22 protein-coding genes are annotated in these 23,097 nt (G+C 63.8%); 10 read left to right on the forward strand and 12 right to left on the reverse strand.

The window, feature by feature from the left end; all coding sequences use genetic code 11:
• Positions 1-10 precede the first annotated feature (10 nt).
• Positions 11-961, forward strand: a complete 951-nt coding sequence (locus tag EHO51_RS04385; RefSeq protein ID WP_124737870.1) for a tetratricopeptide repeat protein — start codon at positions 11-13, stop codon at positions 959-961.
• 23 nt (positions 962-984) lie between these two features.
• On the opposite strand, the gene EHO51_RS04390 is transcribed toward EHO51_RS04385, so the two are convergent.
• Positions 985-1,503, reverse strand: coding sequence for a peroxiredoxin (locus tag EHO51_RS04390; protein WP_124737871.1), 519 nt, complete (start codon positions 1,501-1,503; stop codon positions 985-987).
• A gap of 123 nt (positions 1,504-1,626) precedes the next feature.
• On the opposite strand from EHO51_RS04390, the gene EHO51_RS04395 reads away from it, so the two are divergent.
• Positions 1,627-5,142 carry an AsmA-like C-terminal region-containing protein gene (locus EHO51_RS04395; protein WP_124737872.1) on the forward strand — a complete coding sequence of 1,172 codons (3,516 nt, stop codon included), beginning with the start codon at positions 1,627-1,629 and terminating at the stop codon, positions 5,140-5,142.
• Positions 5,143-5,151: 9 nt separating this feature from the next.
• Here the strand turns inward: EHO51_RS04395 and tyrS are convergent, their stop codons facing one another.
• Entirely contained in the window at positions 5,152-6,414 is a 1,263-nt protein-coding gene (gene tyrS / locus EHO51_RS04400; protein WP_124737873.1) for a tyrosine--tRNA ligase, read from the reverse strand.
• Between the two features lie 116 nt (positions 6,415-6,530).
• On the opposite strand from tyrS, the gene EHO51_RS04405 reads away from it, so the two are divergent.
• From EHO51_RS04405 to EHO51_RS04425, 5 genes are all read left to right on the forward strand, one after another.
• The gene (locus EHO51_RS04405; protein ID WP_124737874.1) at positions 6,531-6,770 is read left to right on the forward strand and encodes an AbrB/MazE/SpoVT family DNA-binding domain-containing protein; all 240 of its coding nucleotides are present in this window, start codon (positions 6,531-6,533) and stop codon (positions 6,768-6,770) included.
• A complete protein-coding gene (locus EHO51_RS04410; protein ID WP_109027316.1) occupies positions 6,767-7,159 on the forward strand; it encodes a PIN domain-containing protein in 393 nt (130 codons plus the stop codon). The genes EHO51_RS04405 and EHO51_RS04410 overlap by 4 nt, the downstream gene beginning before the upstream one ends.
• A 263-nt stretch (positions 7,160-7,422) precedes the next feature.
• A complete protein-coding gene (locus EHO51_RS04415) occupies positions 7,423-8,844 on the forward strand; it encodes an MBOAT family O-acyltransferase (protein WP_124737875.1) in 1,422 nt (473 codons plus the stop codon).
• 24 nt (positions 8,845-8,868) lie between these two features.
• Complete coding sequence (locus tag EHO51_RS04420; protein ID WP_124737876.1) at positions 8,869-10,155, forward strand: alginate O-acetyltransferase AlgX-related protein; 1,287 nt, start codon at positions 8,869-8,871, stop codon at positions 10,153-10,155.
• A 120-nt stretch (positions 10,156-10,275) separates the two neighbouring features.
• The gene (locus EHO51_RS04425; RefSeq protein ID WP_124737877.1) at positions 10,276-10,683 is read left to right on the forward strand and encodes an SRPBCC family protein; all 408 of its coding nucleotides are present in this window, start codon (positions 10,276-10,278) and stop codon (positions 10,681-10,683) included.
• A 171-nt stretch (positions 10,684-10,854) separates the two neighbouring features.
• Here EHO51_RS04425 and EHO51_RS04430 read toward each other — a convergent pair whose 3' ends face one another.
• Entirely contained in the window at positions 10,855-11,709 is an 855-nt protein-coding gene (locus EHO51_RS04430) for an EcsC family protein (protein WP_124737878.1), read from the reverse strand.
• A gap of 245 nt (positions 11,710-11,954) precedes the next feature.
• Here EHO51_RS04430 and EHO51_RS04435 point away from each other — a divergent pair, with 245 nt between their 5' ends.
• Positions 11,955-12,506, forward strand: coding sequence for a DUF992 domain-containing protein (locus tag EHO51_RS04435; RefSeq protein ID WP_124737879.1), 552 nt, complete (start codon positions 11,955-11,957; stop codon positions 12,504-12,506).
• A gap of 21 nt (positions 12,507-12,527) precedes the next feature.
• Here EHO51_RS04435 and EHO51_RS04440 read toward each other — a convergent pair whose 3' ends face one another.
• The 9 genes from EHO51_RS04440 to EHO51_RS04480 all read right to left on the reverse strand — a co-directional run bounded on the left by EHO51_RS04440 (position 12,528) and on the right by EHO51_RS04480 (position 21,144).
• Positions 12,528-13,256 carry an SDR family NAD(P)-dependent oxidoreductase gene (locus EHO51_RS04440; RefSeq protein WP_124737880.1) on the reverse strand — a complete coding sequence of 243 codons (729 nt, stop codon included), beginning with the start codon at positions 13,254-13,256 and terminating at the stop codon, positions 12,528-12,530.
• Between the two features lie 5 nt (positions 13,257-13,261).
• A complete protein-coding gene (locus tag EHO51_RS04445) occupies positions 13,262-13,822 on the reverse strand; it encodes a Uma2 family endonuclease (RefSeq protein WP_124737881.1) in 561 nt (186 codons plus the stop codon).
• A gap of 37 nt (positions 13,823-13,859) precedes the next feature.
• Positions 13,860-15,356: an amidophosphoribosyltransferase gene (gene purF / locus EHO51_RS04450; RefSeq protein ID WP_124737882.1), complete on the reverse strand. Its 1,497-nt coding sequence runs from the start codon at positions 15,354-15,356 to the stop codon at positions 13,860-13,862.
• Positions 15,357-15,455: 99 nt separating this feature from the next.
• Entirely contained in the window at positions 15,456-16,091 is a 636-nt protein-coding gene (locus EHO51_RS04455) for a CvpA family protein (protein ID WP_124737883.1), read from the reverse strand.
• Between the two features lie 215 nt (positions 16,092-16,306).
• The gene (gene radA / locus EHO51_RS04460) at positions 16,307-17,707 is read right to left on the reverse strand and encodes a DNA repair protein RadA (RefSeq protein ID WP_124737884.1); all 1,401 of its coding nucleotides are present in this window, start codon (positions 17,705-17,707) and stop codon (positions 16,307-16,309) included.
• A gap of 64 nt (positions 17,708-17,771) precedes the next feature.
• Positions 17,772-18,125: an integration host factor subunit alpha gene (locus EHO51_RS04465; protein WP_124737885.1), complete on the reverse strand. Its 354-nt coding sequence runs from the start codon at positions 18,123-18,125 to the stop codon at positions 17,772-17,774.
• Between the two features lie 246 nt (positions 18,126-18,371).
• Entirely contained in the window at positions 18,372-19,349 is a 978-nt protein-coding gene (locus tag EHO51_RS04470; RefSeq protein ID WP_124740041.1) for a beta-ketoacyl-ACP synthase III, read from the reverse strand.
• 8 nt (positions 19,350-19,357) lie between these two features.
• Positions 19,358-20,434: a phosphate acyltransferase PlsX gene (plsX, locus tag EHO51_RS04475; protein WP_124737886.1), complete on the reverse strand. Its 1,077-nt coding sequence runs from the start codon at positions 20,432-20,434 to the stop codon at positions 19,358-19,360.
• 152 nt (positions 20,435-20,586) lie between these two features.
• On the reverse strand, positions 20,587-21,144 hold the full coding sequence (locus EHO51_RS04480; RefSeq protein ID WP_124737887.1) for a YceD family protein: 558 nt from the start codon (positions 21,142-21,144) through the stop codon (positions 20,587-20,589).
• A gap of 179 nt (positions 21,145-21,323) precedes the next feature.
• Between EHO51_RS04480 and EHO51_RS04485 the strand changes: the two genes are divergently transcribed.
• The gene (locus tag EHO51_RS04485; RefSeq protein ID WP_245434739.1) at positions 21,324-21,770 is read left to right on the forward strand and encodes an outer membrane protein assembly factor BamE; all 447 of its coding nucleotides are present in this window, start codon (positions 21,324-21,326) and stop codon (positions 21,768-21,770) included.
• A gap of 247 nt (positions 21,771-22,017) precedes the next feature.
• Positions 22,018-23,094, forward strand: coding sequence for a transglycosylase SLT domain-containing protein (locus EHO51_RS04490; protein WP_124737889.1), 1,077 nt, complete (start codon positions 22,018-22,020; stop codon positions 23,092-23,094).
• The last annotated feature ends 3 nt before the right edge of the window (positions 23,095-23,097 follow it).

The raw sequence follows: 23,097 nt of genomic DNA on the forward strand, positions 1-23,097 counted from the left end.
CACCCAATTCATGCATGAGCGTCTCACTCTCGCAGCGCGCGCGGCCGCGCGGGCGCGGTGTCCGGCGGCTGTCATCGCCGCTTCACTTCTCGTCGTCAGCGCGCCCGCCATGGCTGCGCATAAGGGCGGCGTCAGCCCCGCGTGGGGTCAGTGCCGCGCGCCTGACCCCGACGCGCGCATCGCAGGCTGCACGCTCGTCATTCAGGAGATCGACAAGGAGACCCCGCACAACAAGGTGGCCGTCTATGTCAACCGCGCCGGCGCTTACCAGGCGAAAGGCGACTACGCGCACGCGCTTGAGGATTTCGGCAAGGCGCTGGAGTTTGAACCCAAATCATCGGTGATTCTGGCCGCGCGCGGCGCCGCGCATCATGCCAAGGGCGACCTCGACAGCGCGCTCGCGGACTATGATCGGGCGATCGCCGCCGACAAAAAGAACGCCGCCGCGCTTTTGGCGCGCGCCTATGTTTGGCGCGCGAAAGGAGATGTCGAGAAGGCTCTCGCCGATCTCGGGGACGCCGCGAAAGCCGACCCAAAATCAACGGCGGCGGACGTCGCCGCAGGCGCTCTCTATCACGGGAAAGGCGATCATGACCGGGCCATCGCCGCATTTTCCGAGGCGGCGAAGCGCGATCCAAAACTCGCCGCGGCGCGCAATGGACGCGGCGCCTGCCACTACGCCAAGGGCGAATTCGATAAGGCGATCGCCGACTTCGACGCGGCGCTGAAAATCGACGCCAGCTACGTCGGCGCGCTTGTCAACCGCGCCAACGCCTGGCGGGCCAAGAAGGACTTCGCGCGCGCCAAGGCCGATTACGACGCGGCGCTGGCGGCCAAGCCTGACCTCGCCGCGGCGAAGAAGGGATCGGAGGACATGGCCAGGCTCATCGCCAAGAAGAGTTCGGGCGCGGCGACTCCGGCCGACTCCGCGCCTGCCGAAGCCGAACACGACCACAACTGAAGCCCTGGCGGCGAAAAGGCGCGTTAGAGCGCCTTGGCCGCCGCCAGAACCTCCTCGGCGTGGCCCGGAACCTTCACCTTGCGCCAAATCTTGGCGACGCGCCCGTCCGGACCGATGAGCACCGTCGTGCGCTCGACGCCCATATATTTGCGGCCATACATGCTTTTCTCGACCCAGACGCCATAGGCGCCAAGCGTGTCCTTTTCCTCATCTGACGCGAGGGGCAGCGACAATTCATATTTCGCGCGGAATTTGTCGTGGTTCTTGATCGGGTCCGGCGACATGCCGACAACTACGGCCTTCGCCTTCGCGAAATCATCGCGTAAGCCATTGAAATCGATTGCTTCCTTCGTGCAGCCCGACGTGTCGTCCTTGGGGTAAAAATAGAGCACGACTTTTTTGCCCTTCAGCGCGGCGAGGGAGATCTTGTCGCCGCCAGCCCCGGGGAGATCGAAGGCCGGCGCCAAATCTCCCTCCTTCAAGCCTCCCTTCTTAGCCCCCTCCTTAAGTGTAGTTTCGGCCTTGCCGACGGTCGTGCTCATGGCGCCTTCCTTTCGTCGCATCTGCAGCTAAAATCGGTGCGTAGAATGCAGACTGCGCGCCAGCCGGCAAGACCGGCGTAACCGCCCGCGTCCGCGCTGCGATCGAGCCGAGAGCGAGGCCAATTGACCGACAGGACGGGGCGCAAGCCTAGCGGCGGCGATATCGTCGTCGATAGGGCGCGGCGCGCGATTCAGCGGGCCTGTCGCGCGGCGTGGCGATCGCCAGTTTTTTGGGCGCCGCCCCGCGGACTTCCCCGCCTGATCATGCTCAGCGGGCTTGCCGCTGTGCTGCTGTGCGCGCTGACGTTCGGCGGCTTCTTCCTGCTGCTTTCGCAGGGCTCCATCACCTTTGCTTGGCTCGCGCCGCGCATCGTCGAGTCACTCGACGAACTCGCGGGCGGCCGCTACGAATTTTCGCTGGGCGCCGCCGCGATCGGCAACGGCGATCATGGTCCGACGCTGTCCGTCGACAATTTCATCGTCAAGAAAGACGGTCGTCCCATCGTGGCGGCGCCGCGCGCGGAACTGTCGCTCGACCTTCGCTCCCTGTTGATCGGCCGCATAAAGCTGCGCCGCCTCGAGGTTCTCGATCTGGATTTGCGCCTGTCCGTCGATCCGGATGGATCGGTGGCCATTTCCGCGGGCGCGCATCCGGTTCCGGCCAAGGCGCCTGCGCCCGCGCCCGACGGGGCCGCGTCAGCTGCGAACGGCGCCGGGTCGGAGCGCGTGACTTTGCTGCGCGACGCGGCGGGGGCCCTGCGCGGGCTCATGGACTTCGCTACGAGCCCGAACAGTCCAATCGCCGCGCTTGATCGCCTCGGCGTGGCGCACGGCCGGCTCACTATCGACGACCGCACGATCGATCGCGCCATCCGCTATGAAGACGTGACGCTCAGCCTCGACAAGGGCGGCAACGGCATGCGCTTCTCCGCGGCGGCCAATGGTCCCTCGGGGCGCTGGACGGCGGTCGCCGTCGCAAAGGGCGCGCCGGGAGGACGGCGCGACTTCCACGCGCAGTTTCGCAATTTTTCGATCGATGAGATTTCGCTTGCCGGCGGTTTCCGCACAACCCGCTTCGACACCGACGCGCCGCTCTCCTTCGACCTGAGATTCGCGCTCGGCCCGGGCGACGAGGTTCTGGAAGCGTCGGGCCAAATGGAAATCGGCCGGGGCTATTTCCGCTTCGATGAGCCGGATCATGAGCCGGTGATGATCGAGAAGATCGCCGGCGTCGCGGTTTGGGACAGGGCCGCGCGCAAGGTCGCAATCGCGCCGCTCGTGTTCAAGGCCGGCGGTTTCGACATGACCATCGTCGGCGAGGCGCGCCCACCTGACGGGGCAAAGACCATCGCCGATGCGGCGAGCCTGGATGGGCCATGGACGATCGCGTTGCGGCTCAAAGCCCCAACCGTGGTCGCGCCTGAGCGCGCGGGAGAGAAAAATGTCCGCATTGACAACGGGCTGCTCAACGCGCGCCTGTTTCGCGACGAACGTCAGATGGTCTTCGACAAATTCGCCTTTGCCGGTCCCGATGCGCGCGTCGACCTCAACGGCGCATTGAGTTGGCGCGACGACATCCGCGTCATACTCAAGATGGGAATCGAGGACACGCAGATACGCGCGCTCGCGCGTCTATGGCCGACCCATGTCGCGCCGTCCGTGCGCACCTGGTTCGTCGATCATGTGCCGGTCGGCGTCTTAAAGCGCGCCCAATATGCCGCCGACTTCGACGGCGCGGCGCTGAACGCGATGCGCTACGAGCAGGCGCCGCCGGATCGCTCGCTGTTCGCCGAGGGCGACATCGTCGATGCGACAGTGTCCGACATCTTGCCGGGCATGGCGCCGCTCACCGGCATTAACGGGCGACTGCGGATCACCGGACAGACGGCGTCTTTCGACGCGACCTCAGGCGCCATGGAGACCGGGCCCGGTCGACGCCTCGCACTGTCGTCCGGCCGCTTCCTGGTCGCCGACAGCGCGCTGCGGCCGACGCCCGCGATGGTCGAGGTCGCTGTGGGCGGCGACGTTGAAGCCGTCTCTGACCTGCTTTCGTTGCCGGCGATCGCCGACCACGCGTCTATCCCCGTCGAAGCAGGCGCGCTGAAAGGCACCCTCGAAGGTCGGCTGCGCGTCGATTTCGAGACAGGGGCGACCGCGCGCGATGCGGCCACGACGTTCGCCATCGACGCGACGACGTCGAACCTTGTGATCGAGAAGCTGATCGGCAGGGAGAAGCTCGAGAGCGGCGCGCTGCATATCGTCGCTGATCCAGCCGGACTGCGCGTGAACGGAACCGGCCGACTCTTTGGCGCGCCGGCCACCCTCGACGTGCGCCGCGGCTTTGGCGACAAGGGGCCCGCACAGGCGCAGGTCGCATTCACTTTTGACGATGCGGCGCGCCAGCGCGCTGGCTACGCCCTCGCCGGCGTCAGCGGCCCGATTCTGGCGACGATACGCACGCCCCTCCCGGTAGAGAACGTCGATACGCAGATTGATCTCGATCTCACCCGGACGAATTTCGACAATCCGCTCCCGGGCCTCGTCAAGCCGGCGGGAAAGCCGGCAAAGTCTTCGTTCACGCTGACGCGGCACGGCGAAGCGATGTCGCTCGAACAATTCATTTTCGACGCGGGACCGACGCAGGCGCAGGGCGTCATCGAGTTCGGACGCGAAGGCGCGTTCCGCGCCGCCCGTCTCTCGCAGGCGCGGCTCTCGCCCGGAGACGACATGCGCGTCGACGTGCAGCGCAGCGGCGAGCTCGTGAAGATCGTCGCGCGCGGCGCGAATTTCGACGCGCGTCCGATCATGCAGGGATTGCTGCGCGCGGACCGAGGAAAGGGGAGCGTTGATGACCTCGATCTCGACTTCAAGTCGCCGATCGTCACCGGCTACGGCAAGCAAATTCTCGCAAACGTCGAACTGAAATTGGAGCGTCGCGGCGGCAAGCCCCGCGCAGTGGCGCTTAAAGGCTTTTTTGGCCGCGAGCAGCTCACGGTCGGCATGGGGCGCGGTCAGGATAACCAGTCGCAACTCGAAATTGCGACAAACGACGGCGGCTCTCTGCTCTCCTTCTTTGACATCTATCGGAAGATGGACAGCGGCGCGCTGACCGCGACCGTGCAGCTTAGTCAAAACCGCGCCGATGGCGCGTTGCGCATTCGCGACTTCTTCGTGCGCGGCGAACCGACCGTGCGCCAGCTGATGGCGCAAAGCGGAACGGCGCGCCCGGACGATCGCGGCAATTACCGCTTCGACCCCGACCTCGTTCGCGTCGGCAGATTGGAGAGCGACTTCAGCTGGTCGGGCGGACAGCTTACCGTGCGCGAGGGCGTGCTGTCGGGTCCCGAGATCGGCCTCACTTTCGACGGCTACATCGACTTCCCGCGCGAGCGGCTGGACCTTGTGGGCTCATATGTGCCCGCCTATGCGTTGAACAATCTGTTGTCGAATATTCCGGTGGTCGGCGTCGTGCTCGCCGGCGGACAGCATGAAGGCGTATTTGCGCTGAGCTATCGCCTCTATGGCGCGCTCCCATCGCCCTCGATCAGCGTCAATCCGCTCTCGGCGATCGCGCCCGGGTTGATGCGCAAGATCATGGGCGTCATCGACGGCACGACGCGCATGCCGCAGCAGCGGTAGTCTTCGAGCTTACGCGCGTTCGAGCAATACGTGCTTCTTCTTGCCGAGCGAGAGTTTGACGACGCCGTCGCTTGCGAACTCCGCTTCGCCGATGACGCTGCGTTCGTCCGTCACCGGCGCATCATTGACGCGCAGCCCGCCGCCCTTGATCTGGCGTCGCGCTTCGCCGGTCGACGCGACGAGACCGGCTTTGACGAAGGCGGTCAGCACGCCGAGGCCGGCGGCGACTTCCTCAGCCGAAACGGCGACCTTGGGGAGCGACAAAGCGAGCGCGCCCTCTTCAAATGTCGTGCGCGCCGTATCCGCCGCCGCATCCGCCGCCGCGCGGCCGTGAATGAGCGCCGTCGCCTCCGTCGCCAGAGTCTTCTTGGCTTCGTTGATTTCGGCGCCTTGCAGCGCGGCGAGGCGCGCGATCTCTTCCATCGGCAGGAAGGTGAAGAGTTTTAGGAAGCGGGCGACGTCGGCGTCTTCCGTATTGCGCCAATACTGCCAGTAGTCATAGGGCGAAAGCATGTCGGCGTTGAGCCAGATGGCGCCGGCGGCGGTCTTGCCCATCTTGGCACCTGACGCCGTCGTCAGCAGCGGCGAGGTGAGCGCATAGAGTTGCGGGCAGCCCATGCGGCGGCCGAGATCGAGACCGGTGACGATATTGCCCCACTGGTCCGAGCCGCCCATCTGCAGCAGCGCGCCGTAGCGCTTGTTGATCTCGACGAAGTCATACGCCTGCAAGCACATGTAGTTGAACTCGATGAAGGAGAGTTCATGCTCGCGTTCGAGCCGCAGCTTCACCGAATCCATGGTGAGCATGCGGTTGACGGAGAAGTGGCGGCCGACGTCGCGCAGGAAGTCGATGTAGTTTAAGCCCGCCAGCCAATCGGCGTTGTCGAGCATCAGCGCGTCACTCGCGCCGTCACCAAAGGTGAGAAAGCGTTCGAAGACGGTCCGGATCGACGCCTTGTTGGCGTCGATCTGTTCGACGGTCAAAAGCTTGCGGCTCTCGTCCTTGCCGGAGGGATCGCCGACCCGCGTCGTGCCGCCGCCCATCAGCGGCAATGGCTTGCCGCCGGTGCGCTGCAGCCAGGCGAGCATCATGATCGGCAGGAGCGACCCGACATGGAGCGAGGGCGCCGTGCAGTCGAAGCCGATATAGGCGGAGAGCGTGCCGGAGCGCGCCTTTTCGTCCAGCCCCTCGAAATCCGAGCATTGATGCACGAAGCCGCGCTCGATCAGCGCGCGCAGGAAATCGGACGTGGGCGTAAAATCAACGGTCATGGCGGGGTGATAGGCGCAACGCGGCGCCCGCGCAAGCGACCCTGGCTTGAGAGTTCTGGTTGAAATTAATGGCCCCTTACGATATGTAAGGAGTTCTAACGAGAAGGAGCTTGGCCGTGTCGAAGGCGACCCTAACCAGCAAGGGTCAAATCACTCTGCCCGCCGAAGTACGCCGAGCCTTGCGGGTAGATACTGGCGACAGTCTGGTTTTCGAACAGACAAGCGGCGACGCCTTTCTCGTTCGCGCCGCCTCTGGAGACATACGACGCCTTAAAGGCGTTGTTCCGGCGCCCGCGACGCCAGTCACGCTCGAGGCAATGGAAGCGGCGATCCGAAGCCGGGCCGGCGAAAAGTGATAGCACTCGATACAAACGTGCTCGTGCGCTACCTCGCCCAGGACGACCGCGAGCAAGCCAAAGCCGCGACGCGATTTATCGAAGAGGCGCTGACGGCCGGCGATCCAGGGTTCATTTCGGCGATCGTTCTTTGCGAGATCATTTGGGTGCTCGAAAGCCGCTATGATCTGAAAAGGACGGACGTTGTTTCGATCATCAAAGCGCTTCTCGATACGCGGCAGATTGTCATCGGCGAGGCAAACGCCGTGCGTGCGGCGCTGAATCATTCCAGCGTCGATCTTGTCGACGCGATCATTCACGAGGTGGGCAGGTCACGACAGTGTCAAATGACGGTGACGTTCGACCGCAAATTCGCCCGACTCGCCGGCGTCGAGTTGCTCGGCCGGTGAGCGGTCCGCGGCCCTAATGATGGGCGCGATCCGTCCCCTCTCCCGCGAAGCGGGGGAGGGTTGGGAGGGGTCGGTGTTTCTTGCTTGTCGGCGAGTTCTTCCATCCGGCGCTTCGCGCCGCGGGAAAGAGAGCGGGCCGTCGTCACGCCTCGCGATAGCACGTTAGAACCTCCGAGGCCGCTTTCTTGCCCCACTGCCGGGCTTTTGGTAAAAACCGCAGGCCTTCGCGCTCGCGCCAGCGCGCCGACGAACGCAGGACAATCATGCTTTTCTACGAGCCGCTGTTCCTGTTCCTTTTCGGCCCGGCGGTTTACCTCCTGTATCTCTTCTTTGGAGAAGTCCGCGCGCGGCGGGCCGTCATCCTCTTTGCGGCAAGCGTCGTCTTTTACGCTTGGAGCGAGCCGGTCTTCATCCTCCTTGTCTTCGCGTCGGTCGGGCTCGACCTTTACGTGGGGCAGAAGATTGCGACATCGGCCGCGAGCGACACATCCAAACGCTGGCTGGCGCTCGGCGTCGTCGCCAATCTCGCGATCCTCGTCTATTACAAATATACGGGCTTCCTCGCGCTCAATCTCGACGCGCTGCTGAAGGCGTTGACGCTGCCGGGAATCAACATCCCGCAAATCGCGTTGCCGATCGGCGTCAGCTTCATCGTCTTTGAAAAGATCACTTATCTCGTCGACGTCTATCGCGGCGTCACGGCGCCAGCGCGTAGTTCGCTGCTCTACGGGCTTTACGTCTTTTTCTTTCCCAAGCTCCTCGCCGGCCCGATCATCAAATATCACGACATCGCGCGCCAATTCGAGGCGATGCCGCACGCCGACGTCGACGACTTTATCGTGGGCTTTTCCCGCTTCATGCTCGGCGTCGTGAAGAAGCTGCTTTTCGCCGACACATTGGCGAGCGGCGCGGATCTGATCTTCGCGCATGACGTCAGCTCCCTTGGCTTCGCGGAGGCCTGGGCGGGCGTGCTGTTCTTCACCTTCCAGATCTATTTCGATTTTTCCGGCTATTCCGACATGGCGATTGGGCTGGCGCGCATGTTCGGCTTTCGGCTGCTTGAAAATTTCAACATGCCCTATGTCGCGACGAGCATCACCGATTTCTGGCGGCGTTGGCACATCTCTCTGACGAGCTGGATTCGCGAATATTTATATTTCCCGCTCGGCGGCAATCGGCGCGGCGACGCGCGCACCTATCTCAATCTGTGGATCTGCTTCTTCGCTTCGGGAATCTGGCACGGCGCGGCTTGGACCTATATCGCCTGGGGCGCCTATAACGGCGTGTTCCTCGTGCTCGACCGGCTCTTTCTGGTCAATCGGCTGCAGCGGTTGCCGGACTGGCTCGCCAACATCATTGCGATGATCATCGTGATCGTCGGCTGGACATTCTTTCGCGCAACCTCTCTGTCGCAAGCCGGCGCGCTGCTCGCGTTGATGGCGACTCCATGGGCGCACGCCAGCGCGCCTGTCGCCATTCCGCCCGAATATATTGTCGTCGCGCTGATCGCCGCTGGAATCTGCGTCGCGCAGCGCCTGTCGCTTTATGTCAAGGACTTCGATTGGGGCGTCGCGGCGCAGCGCTTCGCCCTGGCGTCGAACAGCGCGCTTTCCATGCTTTTCCTTGCGGCTTTGGCGAAGGGACTTGCTGATCCCTTCAAGCCGTTCATCTACTTCCGGTTTTGAATTGGATGAGCGAATTTAGTCGAAATGGATAAGCGCATCGAGAAACATGCGGCGGAATTTGGAGCGGCGTTGCAGTCGCGCGTTCGGGCCGAGGGCGTCATCGCCTTTTTGAAGTCGCTGACGCTCGCGCGCCTGCCGATTTTCGGTTGCGCCGGCTTCATCGCCTTCCTTTTTCTCGCCAATTTGTGGAATTTCGCCGTTGAAGGCGATTGGCCGAAGCTGCGCATCCGCAGCGCCTGGCCGCTTTACGGCGTCGCGAAGCCAAAGCCCGCGTCCTGGACTCTCGAGGCCTTTCTTTCAGGAGAAACGCAGAAGGCGGTCTCCATCAATCTCGGCCGAATGTCGCCGGTGTTTCCGATCTCGGTGCGCGCGAAAAATCAGCTCGTCTTTTCGCTTTTTGGCGGCTCGGCGGCGCCCGGAGTCGTGATCGGCCGCAATGGCCAACTCTATGAGCAGTTCTACATCGATGAATTTTGCGCCCGCGACGGCGCCTTCGATTCCGCGCGACTTAGTGCGTGGTCTTCGACGCTGCGCGAAATCGAGGAGAGGGCGCAGGTGCGCGGCAAGAGCTTCGTCTATCTCATTTCGCCGTCAAAGGCGGCGCGCTACCCGGAAGATCTGCCAAAGTCCGCGGCTTGCGCCCAGCGCGCGACGGCGATGCCCGAAAAGCTTGCGCCTTACCGCGGGGCGCTCGACGAATCGCATGTGCGCTATGTGGACGGCGCGGCGCTCATTGCGGCGGAAAAATCCAAGCAGCCAATACCGATCTTTCCGCGCGGCGGCACGCATTGGAACAGCGTCGGCGGCGCGCTCGCCATGCGTGAAGCGACACGCGCGCTTCCCGCTTCTCCTGTCGGCGTGCTGGCCTTTGCGTCTGCGCCGGCGCCGGAAGCCCTCGGCACCGACCGCGACCTGCTGGATCTCCTCAATCTCCTATCGCCGGACGCGCATTACCCCACGGCGGCGATCGGCCGGGCAGGGGAGAAGGGCGATTGCATGCGCCCGCCGCGTCTGCTGGCGCTGGGCGGGAGCTTCCTGCATGAAGTTCTGGCGGCGGCGACCCTCGCGCCCTGTCCGCCTCAGATCGATTATTGGTTCTACATGCGGACCGAGGACAACAGCGTCGAACTCGGTCATTACCGGCGCGCGCCAGGGGACGCCTCGAACGGCGAACGGCTGTCGGCCACGACAGAGGAGCTCGACGAGAACCTCGCGGGCGCTGATTTCATCCTGCTCGAAGAAAATGAATCGAGCATCGCCACGACGAAGCAGGTCGGCCACCTCGCCGAGGCGCTGCGCCGTTTGCCTTAGTGAAGATGCGGAATTAAGTGAATCGATTAGGCGAGCCCCCTCTCCCCGTTCACGGGGAGAGGGAAAGTTCACCCAGGGAAATCGCTAATTCGAGAAAACTATGCCGCAGGATCACAATCAATGAAACTTACTGTCGAAACGCTTGTCCATGCGCCGATCGCCCGAGTCTGGTCTGCCTACACCACACCGGCCGACATCACGAAGTGGAACTTCGCGATCGACACTTGGCATTGCCCGCGCGCCACAGTCGATCTGCGCGAGGGCGGCGCCTTCTCCTCCCGCATGGAGGCCAAAGACGGCAGCTTTGGTTTCGACTTTGCCGGAACTTACACCAAGATCGTTCGGCACGAGCTGATCGAATATTCCTTCGGAGACCGTAGCGGCGCCGTGGAATTTTTGGAAAGTGCGAATGGCGTAACAGTGCGCAGCACCTTCGATGCAGAAACCGAACACTCGATCGAACAGCAGCGCGATGGGTGGCAAACAATTTTGAACAACTTCAAAAACCACGTTGAGGCCACGGCTTAACGATAGCGGCGATCTTGCATAGCATTCGCATAACGCGCCATTATGGAACGTTGCCTTTTATGGCGCGAAGCGAACAGCCCGCCTGCCAGCCAAATGTTTCCGGGGTTCACCCAAAAGCGAAATTCAAACTGAGACATTCCCCAAACTCAGCGTGATCAAGACGCTCGCTGCTCACGCCGCCTGCGACGGATCATCCCAATAGCCCTCTGAGCGGGCGATTTTGGCGTATTCGGCATGCACCAGGGCCGGGCTGTAAAGCCGCTCCAGTCGGCGCACGACGAAATGGCCGCGCGCGAGGCTTTGGAAGTGCTCGGTGAAGGCCACGTTGATCGCCGCGCCGCTGATCGCGCCGATCACCGGGATGGCCTGGGCGGCGGTTTTTTGCGACACGACCATGCCGAAGCGCGCCCCGATCGCGCCGATCAGACGCGCCAGGGCGGGCGCCGCTTCGCTGGAGATCTGATGGACAGTCATAAATCGTGCAGCGTCGGACACGGATTTCGCGAGAAGCGCGCGGAGCGCGAGATAGCCGCCCTCTAGAACAGCGCCTTCGGCGGAAGGGCCGCCCAGCGCAAAAACTTCGAGACAGGCGAGCGCGGCGCCCGGGTGGCGCAGGTCCTCTCCCTCCGCCTGCGCGATTTCCGCGATCGAGCGCAGGATGATCGTCGTCGACACCGGCAATTCGATCGGCAGGCTCGCAAGGCCCACGGCGCCACCGACGCCTCCCGAGAGGGCCGCGAGACGACGGTGAATGCGTATGGAATCCTTCGCCGGCTGCGCGTCGAGGCTCGCCAAGGCCATCTTCATCGCCGCGGCGAGCGCCTTTTGGGTCGCGACCGCGACCGCCGCCTGCAGTCGCGGCGGCAGCGTCATCGAGCCAAAACTCAGCTGCCGGCTCGCCAATCCGGTAAGCCGCGATGCAAAACTCTGTCGTTCCAGCGCCACCACGGCGGCGCGGAGGGCTTCGACGTCGGACTGGGACAGGCCCTGGTCCACGAGAACGGGAAGCGGATAGGAGTTCGCCACGGAATCCTCGGTTCTTTAGATCACCTTTAGAAATCGGACTCTTCCACGTCCTTTGCAAGCGCGGCAAGGTGTGGCGAAGCAGCAGGCGCGCACGCTCATGCGTCCGCGCACATGATCCGCCCTCCAGACGCTATATCTGCGTGGCTGGAGCGGCGCTGTTGCATTTCCCCGATCGTACTGTACTGCAAGACGTGCGTTTGCGGCTCCGCGTCAGACGGGGCGCAGATCAGGTAGAGGAGAACTAAATGCGGAAGTTTGGATTGGGTCGCGCGCTGAGCGGCGTTTTCGCTCTGGCCCTGCTGGCGCCGGCGAGCGCTTTCGCGGGCGACCGCATCGGCTCCTTGCAGTGCCGGCTGCTTGGCAACGGCATCAGCGTCTTGGTCGAAAATCAGCAGATCGACTGCATGTATCGCGACGACGCTGAAGGCGCTGTTCCTGCTCATTACGTCGGCGCGCTCACCAAGGTCGGCGCCAATGTGACCATCAACGGTGCTGGCGAGCTTGCCTGGGGCGTCGTCTCCGCCACCAGCCATATCGGACCGGGCGCCCTCGCAGGCGCCTATTATGGCCCGGGCTTCTCAGCCAAAGTTCTGGTGGGCGGCGGCGGCGCGGCGCTCGTCGGCGGATCCAACAACACGTTCTCGCTGCAGCCATTTAGCGTTGAAGCCGGCTCCGGCGTGGGATGGACAGCGGGCGTCCAGCGCTTGACCCTCGCTTATGTCCCGCCGCCGCCCCCGCCCATGCCGCGCCGCCATCACTTCCACCATCATCACCATTATCACCACCATCACGGCTAAGTCTTCGCGTAAACCTCCCCATTAGGCAGGCGCGGAGAAACTCAGCAGCCGGTCGGTGGGGAAATCGTAAAGCCTCGCGCTCTCGCGCCATTCCAGCGCCAGCAGCGCGAGGCTTTTTTGTGCGAAATCTTCAGGCGTCTTGAGCGTCCTCGGATCTTCGCCCGGCATCGCCTGAGCGCGCATGCGCGTGCGCAGGGGACCCGGGTTGGCGAGCATGACGGTCACGCCATCGCCGGCGCTCTCAGACGCATAGGTGCGGGCCATCGCTTCGAGCGCCGCCTTCGAGACCGCATAAGGGCCCCAGAATGGCTTCATCGTCTCGCGATGCGCCGCCCCTGAAGTGATGAAGAGGACGCGTCCGGCGCCTGACGCGCGTAAGAGCGGATCGATGGAACGGATGAGCCGCCAGTTCGCGGTGACGTTGACCGCCATGACGCGGTTCCAGTCCTTCGGGTCGACGTGCGCGAGCGGCGATAGAGGTCCCAGAATCCCCGCGTTGCCAACGAAGGCGTCGAGCCTGCCCCAGCGTTCGAACAACGCGGCGCCGAGACGGTCAAGCGCGTCGAAGTCGGCCAGATCGCAGGGAACGAGCGTCGCTTGCCCGCCCTGCGCGCGGATTTCATCGTCGAGTTCTTCCAACGCGCCCTGCGTGCGCGCCAGGGCCACGACATGCGCGCCGTCGCGCGCGAGTTCCAGGGCGAGCGCGCGTCCAATGCCGCGCGAGGCGCCGGTGACAAGTGCGATGCGCATGGGCTTCACGCAGAGATCTCGGGAATCATCTCGTCAACAGCGACATCCAGGCCTGGAGGATCGAGCGTCACGCGACCTTCCTTGACGATGGCGACGACGATCTGATCGGCTTGCCGGCGATAGTGCAAGATCAGCCGTCGGCTAAGATCTACGACGAGATAATGCATGACGCTGGCGAGCCGAAAATAATCGCTGAGCTTTGAGTTTTTATCGAAGCTCCGAGAAGAGGGCGAGATGACTTCGACGATGACGATGGGCGTAGGCGCCAGGAGCGAATCCGCGGGCACAGGATCGCCGCAATTGACCAATGCGTCGGGTTCGTAAACGGTGTGGTCGTCGATCTTTACGCCGAGCCCGTCGACAAATGCTTCGCACGGCGCCCCGACGCGCGCGATTGCATCGGCCAGCGCGCGCCAAATGCGGGCCTTAGCCGCGACATGCTCCGCGCGTTCCGGCGCCATAGCGAAGGTTTCGCCGCGAAACAGCTCATAGCGGCCATTCTCCTGAGATTGCGCCCAGGCGAGAAATTCCGTTGCGTTGATGCGTCTCTGGGCCGTTGCGCTCATGGCCTCTCATAGCACGCGGATCTCGCGTCGGCGCCTATCAGCTCGCCTCCGCCAACAGCGACAGTTGCGCGCGGTTCTCGCCGACAAGGTCGGTCAGCGAGGTGGGATAATCCCCGGTGAAGCAGTGGTCGGTGAACTGCGGCCGGATGGGATCGCGGCGCTCGTAGCCCATGGCGCGATAGATGCCGTCGACGGACAGGAAGCCCAGCGAGTCGCAGCCGATATATTCGCGCATTTCCTCGAGCGTATGCGTCGCGGCGAGCAGATTCTCCTTCTGCGGCGTATCGATGCCGTAGTAGTCCGGATTGGTGATCGGCGGCGATGAAATCAGGAAATGCACTTCCGTCGCGCCGGCGTCGCGCATCATCTGCACGATTTTCACCGACGTCGTGCCGCGCACCACGGAATCGTCGATGAGGATCACGCGCTTCCCAGCGACGACGCAGCGATTGGCGCTGTGTTTCATGCGCACGCCAAAATCGCGGGCGATCTGCGTGGGCTCGATGAAGGTGCGCCCGACATAGTGATTGCGGATGATGCCGAGTTCGAACGGCACGCCCGACTGCTGCGAATAGCCGAGCGCGGCCGGCACCCCGGAGTCCGGCACGGGCACGACGACGTCCGCTTCGATCATGCGCTCGCGCGCGAGCTCGGCGCCCATCGCCTTGCGCACCTCATAGACCGGACGGCCATGGACGATGGAATCGGGCCGGGCGAAATAGATATATTCGAAGATGCAGGGGCGCATCGGCTGCGGCGGAAACGGCCGCAAGCTCTGAATTCCGTCCTCGGAGATAATGACGATCTCGCCATTCATCACGTCGCGCACGAAGCGCGCGCCGATGATGTCGAGCGCGCAAGTCTCCGACGCGAGAATATATTTTCCGTTGAATTCCCCGATGACGAGCGGCCGGATGCCGAGCGGATCGCGCGCGCCGATCAGCTTCTTGTTGGTGAGCGCGACAAGCGAATAGGCGCCTTCGATCGAGCGAAGCGCTTCGATGAAACGGTCGATGAGCTGCGGCCTGCGGCTGCGCGCCACGAGATGAAGGATGACCTCGGTGTCCGAAGTCGACTGGAAAATCGCGCCTTCGCGGATCAGTTCGCGGCGCAGCGTCTGGGCATTGGTGAGGTTGCCGTTGTGGGCGACCGCGAAGCCGCCCGTGTTCAACTCCGCGAACAGCGGCTGCACGTTGCGCAGCATGGTTTCGCCGGTGGTGGCGTAGCGCACATGCCCGATCGCGGCGGCGCCGGGCAGGCGCTTGATCGTGTTTTCTTGAGAAAAGTGATCGCCGACCAGGCCCAGTCGGCGCTCGCCATGAAAGCGGCCGCCGTCAAAGCTGACGATGCCGGCCGCCTCTTGGCCGCGATGCTGCAGGGCGTGCAAGCCCAAAGCGGCGATCGCCGCGGCGTCCGGCAGATCGAAGACGCCGAAAACGCCGCAATATTCGCGAAGCCTGTCGCCGTCGAGATCGTCTGTCGCGTTAATCTCGCGCGATGAGGATCGCTGAAGATCCTCGGCGGCCTCGGTCATGCTTCGTCCCCCGTGACGCGCCGCCGCTCAGCATTCCCAAACGACCGGGCGTCGTATTCCCGTCATATGTGCCAGCGGCGGGGCCCATCCGCAAGACCATCATTCAGGCTTGTCGCCCGATGCTGGCGCCGCCTCAGCCGGCGCCTCGGAGCTGGCGTCGGACGGCGCGGGCTGAATCTTGTCCGGCTCGACGTCGGCCGGCGGCTCCTCATTCGTCGGAGCGCCCTTCTTCGCCTTGATCTTGGCGACGAGGCTGTCGATGTCGTCGGGCAGCATTTCGCGCAGCTTCTCGCCGCCAGCCGTCAGGAAGGGCTTGGCGCGCGCGTCCTTGATCCATTCCGGCTGATTCGTTTCGGGCACGAGCCAGCTGTAAAAGACGAAGGCGACCACGGCGAGCAGGGCGCCGCGAACCGCGCCGAACAGAAAGCCGAGCGTGCGATCGAGCGCGCCGACCTTCGAATCGAGGATGACGTCCGAGAGCTTCACCGTGACAAGAGAAACGGCGATCAAAGAGACGAAAAACACGGATGCCACGGAAGCCGCCAGAGCGATCTCGTCCTTGCTGACGTATGGTTTGATGTAGGGCAGGGCGACCGGATAGAAGAAATACGCCGCAGCCGCGGCCGCAACCCAGGACAGGATTGCAAGGACTTCACGGGTGAAGCCGCGCAAAAGAGCGAGCATCCCCGAAATCAGAACGACGGTAATCACAGCCAAATCAAGATATGATGGCATCGCTAGCCCCTTGCTTGTTCGCCCCGAGCTCTGAACGCTTCTGAATGGGCTGTTGGCCGCCTTCCGGGCGGCATCCGCACGACCCTCTCCAGAACCTGTGTCAACTTTGCGCCGCCGCGGGTAGGCAAGCGTCGGTCCGGCAGGCGTCTCGCTTTCGCACTGGCAGCCTTCTAACGCATCTTGAGGCCAGCCGGAAACACTAATGCGCGACCTAGCTAGCCGCGCGCGATCGTTCTTTCGCGCGTCGATATGCGGGCGATGGCGGCGACAAGGCCGCCGACGTCCGCGCAGGGACGGATGGTGACGCCGGAGCCGCGCCCGTCATCCGAAATCTGTTGGGATTGCGGGACGACGGCGTGATGGAAACCGAGTTTGCCCGACTCGCGCAGTCGCATGCCGGCGTGAATGACGGGCCGCACGGCGCCGGAGAGCCCGATTTCGCCAAAAAAGCACATGTCGGGCGGCAGGACGGCGCCGGTAAGCGACGAGACGAGCGCGGCGGCCGCGGCGAGGTCGGCGGCCGGCTCATGGGCTCGAAATCCACCCGCGACGTTGAGATAGACGTCGTGCATGCCAAGTTTCAGCCCGCCATGCGCTTCGAGCACGGCCAGGATCATGGACAGCCGATTTTGGTCGAAACCAACCACGGCGCGTCGCGGCGTGCCCAGCGAGGTCGGCGCGACGAGCGCCTGGATTTCGATCAGCAGCGGACGCTGCCCCTCCATGCCGGCGACGACCGCCGCGCCCGGCGCGCCAGAATCGCGGCCGGCGAGAAAAAGCGCCGACGGATTGGCGACTTCGGCGAGTCCGAGGCTGGTCATCTCGAAGACGCCGATTTCGCCTGTCGCGCCAAAGCGATTCTTGGAGGCGCGCAGCATGCGGAAATGATGCGCGCCGTCGCCCTCGAAGGACAGGACCGCGTCGACCATGTGTTCGACGACGCGCGGACCTGCGACCTGCCCGTCCTTGGTGACATGGCCGACGAGAACGATCGTCGAACCCGTCGTTTTGGCGTGGCGCAGGAGCGCCTGGGCGCTCGCGCGCACCTGCGTCACCGTTCCAGGCGCCGACTCCGCCATGTTGGTGTGCATCGTCTGTATCGAATCGATGACGATCAACGCCGGGCGGGCGCCTGTCGCGCAGGTGGCGAGAATGTCCTCGACCTGAGTCGCGGCGGCGAGCTCCACCGGCGCATCGGCGAGATTGAGCCTGGTCGCGCGCAGGCGCACCTGGGCGACGGCTTCCTCGCCCGAAATATAGACGACGCGCGCGCCTCGGCGCGCCAGAGTCGCGCAGGCCTGGATGAGCAGAGTGGATTTGCCGATGCCCGGCTCGCCGCCGAGCAGCAGCACCGAGCCCGGCACGAAGCCGCCGCCGGTGACGCGGTCGAATTCGTCGATTCCTGTCGCAATTCTTGGCGCCGCCCGGCCTTCGCCAGCCAGCCCCTCGAGTTCGATGACGCGGCCGCGCGCGGCGCGGCGGGACACGGCCGGCGCGCCAGCCTCCGACTCTTCAACGAGGCTGTTCCACTCGCCGCAGGAGTCGCAGCGGCCTTGCCACCGCGACGCGACGGCGCCGCAGTTCTGACAGACGTAGACCGCACGGCTTTTGGCCATGCATGCTTGGCGCATGACGCGCCGACGCTTGTCAAGCGGGTAAGCGCGCCCGCCGGCGCAAGCGTCACTCGTCGCCGTTGATTCTTGCGCGCATGATGTTGGACGGCTTGAAGGAGACGACCAGCCGCGCCGAAATCTTGGCGCCTGCGCCAGTCTTCGGATTGCGTCCCAGCCGCTCCTTCTTCGAGCGCACAACAAAGGCGCCAAAGGACGAGAGCTTGACGTCTTCGCGCGCGACGATCCGCTCGAAGATCTCTTCCAGCACCATTTCGACGTATTTCGCGGACTCCGCCCGCGGCACTCCGACTTTCCGATGGATTGCGTCTGCAAGGTCCGAACGGGTCACGGTGTTCCCGCTCGCCATGCGCTCTTCTATCGCTTCGCCGATTGGCTTAGCGGTCGCGTCCCCCTTGGCCATCTTCTGCCCTACAATTCATCAAAAACGACTTTCGTGGGCTGTCCGGAGCGCGCCGGGAGGGACGACGGGGCGCGATCAGGGGCGGCGCGTTAGCGCTCCGAAACCCGCCCACAGCGGGTATTCGCCACCGGCTATTGTCGGAATTTTTCAGAATTGAATGCGGAAATCAAGCGCAGCTTGTATCCGCGTGTGCAATATTCTTAACAATAGTTGTTTACATTGGAATAGTTGTTGTATTACGCCAGCTTACCAGCGTATCAGCGCGGATCCCCAGGTAAAGCCGCCCCCGACAGCTTCAAGCATGACGAGATCGCCCTGTTTGATTCGTCCGTCCGCCGCGGCGACGGCCAAAGCCAGAGGCACCGACGCGGCGGAGGTGTTGCCGTGCAAATGCACGGTAGCGATGATCTTTTCCGGCGCAATTCCAAGCTTTTGCGCCGACATGTCGATGATTCGGCGATTCGCCTGATGCGGCACGAACCAGTCGAGATCCTCGGGGGTCAGTCCCGTCGCGGCGAAAGCGTCCTTGACGACGTCGGTGACTTGGCCAACCGCGAAGCGGAACACCTCTTTCCCCTCCATACGCAGATGACCGACGGTTTGAGTCGCGGAAGGGCCGCCGTCGACATGGAGTTTCGCGCGATGGCGTCCGTCGGAGCGCAGGTGTGTCGTCAGCACGCCGCGCTCCTCTGACCCGCCCTGCGAGGGTCGCGCCTCGAGCACCATTGCGCCGGCGCCGTCGCCGAACAGCACGCAGGTCGTTCGGTCGGTCCAATCGATGATCCGAGAGAATGTCTCGGCGCCGATGACAAGCGCGCGCTTGTGCGAGCCCGAGCGCAAAAATTTCTCCGCCGTGGCGACGGCGAAAACGAATCCCGAGCAGACGGCCTGCAGATCAAACGCCACGCCATGCGTAATGCCGAGGGCCGCTTGAATCTGCGTCGCTGTTGACGGGAAGGTCCAGTCGGGGGTCGATGTCGCCACGACGATCAGGTCGATGTCGTCGGCCGTAATTCCAGCGTTGGCGAGCGCGTCGCGCGCGGCCATTTCTCCGAGCATCGACGTCGTCTCGCCTTCCGCGGCGATGTGGCGCTCCTTGATTCCCGTTCGCTGCACAATCCACTCGTCGCTCGTGTCGACGAGCTTGGACAGTTCGGCGTTGCTCAGCGTCTTCGCCGGCAAATAAGCGCCCACGCCAAGAACGACGGAACGTAATGGAGGCATGCTTGTGGTCACTGAGCGGCTTCCCGGGGAGGACTGGTCGAATCGGCGCCGTCCTGCCCCTCGAGGCGGTGCGCCAGCGCGACAGTGTCGCGGATACGATTGAGAAGATCGCTGCCGGCCATCTCGTGGCCGATCTCGACCGCCCGCGCGAAGCCGATCGAATCGGCGCTGCCGTGGCTCTTGATGACGATTCCTTCGAGCCCGAGGAACACCCCGCCATTTGTCGCCCGCGTGTCCACCTTCGCCCGGAGATCGCGGAAGGCGCCGCGCGCCAGAACATAGCCGAGCTTGGCGAGCAAAGAGCCGCTCATCGCCTGTTTGAGATAGACGCCGACCTGCGCAGCGGTTCCCTCGGCGGTCTTAAGGGCGATGTTGCCGGTAAAGCCTTCGGTGACCACAACATCGACGACGCCTTTGCCGATGCCGTCGCCCTCCATGAAGCCCAGGTAATCGAAGCCCGGCAGGTTGAGGTCGCGCAGCAGGGTCGATGCGGCCTTAACTTCCTCTATGCCTTTGATTTCTTCGGTGCCGACGTTGAGCAGGCCGACGGTCGGCCGCTCAAGTCCCAGGATGACTCGCGCCATCGCCGCGCCCATGATCGCAAGATCGACGAGGTGGCTGGCGTTGGCGCCCATCGAGGCGCCGACGTCGAGCACGACGGACTGTCCCCTTAGCGTCGGCCAAAGGCAGGCGAGCGCGGGACGATCGACGCGCGCCATCGTATGTAGGCAAATTTTCGCCATGGCCATGAGCGCGCCGGTGTTGCCGGCGGAGACGGCGACGTCGGCGTCGCCTTTCTTGACCGCTTCGATCGCGAGCCACATCGACGAGACCCGCCGCCCGTAGCGCAGCGCCTGACTCGGTTTGTCGTCCATGCGGATCGACACCGAAGAGTGGCGCACGTCGGCGCATTCGGCGAGGCGCGGATGACGCTGAAGCTGCGCGCGAATCGCCGGCTCGTCGCCGATCAACAGAAAGCGGCTCTCGGGACGCCGTTCGAGCGCGTTGGCGGCACCCGCGATGGTCACCTTCGGACCAAAATCGCCGCCCATCGCGTCGAGCGCGATCCGAATAGTTTGCGGCATTTAACCCGTTTCTCCCGACTGCGCGCCTGGATTCGCCGCCTTAAATCTTGGCCGGCCTTTGTGACGCGTCCGAGAAGCGCGTTCGCGCTCCCGCCCTTGCGGGCGACTTGCCATTTGCTGGCCATAGGCGCAAGTGCCTATTCTGTCTCGCCTCAAGCCTCGCGGCGCGGTTTGAGCCGTCCCAGGGCGGCGAAAGGCGAGACTACTTGCGTTCCGTCCCCAGGTTGCGGTTCGACGAAATTCGCCCCCGGTTTGCGCGGATAGGGATCAAGCGCCAGCGTGAAGAACTCGGAAACGACGGCGCCGAGATCGACGACGCCGCCGATCAATGGGTCAGGCGGATCCTCATCCAACGTGATTTCAGTCGACTCTTCGTGTCGTCTTCGGCTGCGCGGCGCCTCGTCCGGTGGCGGCGCAAAGCGCATTTGAATGGGTTCGACAAGCTCCGAGTCGAACTCCTCGAGCGTCGTGACGCAGGTTTGCCGAAGCCTGGCGCGAAGCTCGCCTTCGATCTCCAATCCATCGCCGCGCCGTTGCCGCGCGCGCAGTTCTGCTTGGAGCGAATGGACAGCGGGCAGCGCATTGTGCTGCGCCAGTGCGGCGCATTCGGCCGGCGTCGCCCGGATGTCGACGTCGAGACCTTCGGGCGGCACTTCAGAGACAGCGAGACGGCGCGAAAGCGGTGGATGCGAGTCGAAAGTGTTGTTCATGGCGTCGTCTCCAGGTCGCGCGCGTTCAATAATCAAATATGTGCGTTGGCGCACGGACGCCAGCGCGGCGCAGCCCGAGAACAGCCGTCTTGCTTTCGCTGCGTTCGAAGATTACGGATTTGGCGAAGGACGATCGACCGGGCGCAGGCGCGCTGCGGCGGGAGATTTCGGAGATATTCATGGCGCAAGCTTTGCGCGTCTTTTCTCGTTTGGCGGCTGTGGCCGGCCTCGCGGTTTCGCTTGCAGGTTGTCTCGGGTATGAGGGCGTCGTCAACCGCGGCGCCATCCTCGATTCGCGTAGCACCGGGCAAATCAAGCCTGGCATGGCGGCGCAGCAGGTGATGACGGTCCTTGGCACCCCCTCGACGACGTCGACTGTCGGCGGCGACGCTTGGTATTACGTCAGTCAGCGTATCGAGCGTCAGTTCGCCTTCATGCCTCAGAATATTACCGATCAGCGCGTCTACGCGGTTTACTTCGACAAGTCGAAGAAGGTTCAGCGTGTGGCGGATTACGGCATGGAAGACGGAAAGCCGATCGACTTCATCACCCGCACGACGCCCAGCGCCGGCCCCGAGTATCATCTGCTCCAGGGCATGCTCTCCAAAGTGTCGAATCTCTTTTAGGGACACTCGCCTCGTTTCGAGACGCGGACGCCGCGTGTTCGCGTCTCGGCTAGTGGCGTCATTGTGGCGACAGCGAAGAGCCTGTCTGCGTAACGCCCTGTACTAACAAGCTTTTCAGCTGCAGCGCGCTCGTGGCGCGACCTTAAATATGGCGCGAGCATGGCCTCGGCCGCCGATCTTTCGCCCCGCATCGCAGGTAACCTTCTGTTTACGCAAACTTTGCGTAATTGTGGAGAAACCGCGAAGCATGACCGTCACGGTGACGAACGCCCCGCCGCCTTCTAAGGACGAGAAGGCCGCGTCGCCTCGCTCAGGCCGGCAGTCCAAGGCGTCGCCCCAGGCGACCCTCCCGGGCTTGCTACTTGATCAATCCTGCTCTCCTTTGTTGCGCGCGCTTTGCGTCGCGACCCTGCTTTCGGTGCTGGCCGTCCTGGCGATGACCGCCGAGCGCGACGAGACTCGTCGTCCGGAGCGGACCGCGCGCGCTGCACGCGCCCGCGTCGCCGCATCTCCGCTGACGACGCTGGCGACGCTGACGCAATCCGCCGATGACGATACGGCGCTCGACTCGGATTTCTCTTTGGAGCAGGCGGCGCTCACCTGGTCGCATCGGCTGGGAAGTGACGACGCCTTCGATACGCCTGGCGTGATGCGGTTCGGGTCCGTCAAGGTGCAGCAGTCGATTGTCGAGCGCGTCGTCAAGGCGGCGCAGACGACCGAAATGGACCCGGCGCTGCTCATGGCCATCGCCGACAAGGAGTCGAATTTCTCCTCCACCGCGAAGGCGCGGACGTCTTCCGCCAGCGGACTCTTCCAATTCGTCGAGAAGACCTGGCTTAAGGCGATGAAAACCTTCGGTTGGCGCCATGGGCACGGCGAGACGGCGGCGGTGATCGCCAGCGACGATTCGGCGCGCGTCAGCGGACAGAAGCGGGCGCAAATCCTGGGCTTGCGCAACGATCCCTATCTTTCCGCGGTTCTCGCCGCCGAAATGCTTAAGAAGGACAGCACCAGGATCGCCGAGAAGATCGGCCGTCCTCTGACCCGCGGCGAAACCTACCTCATCCACTTCCTGGGTCCGGACGACGCCGAGCGCTTCATGCGGACCATGGACGAGGCGCCGCACACGTCGGCGGCGTCGCTACTGCCGAGGCCGGCGCGCGCCAACAGGCCGATCTTCTATGAGCAGCAAGGCCGCCGGCTCAAAGTTCGCTCTGTCCAGGAGGTGCACGAGGCCTTCGAGACGATGATGGACAAGCGCACCAGCCGCTATGAGGACGTCGCTGCAAAACTGCCGGGCGGCGCCACCGCCTATGCCGAATAGGCG

This window comes from Methylocystis rosea (genome assembly GCF_003855495.1).
Lineage (GTDB): Bacteria > Pseudomonadota > Alphaproteobacteria > Rhizobiales > Beijerinckiaceae > Methylocystis > Methylocystis rosea_A.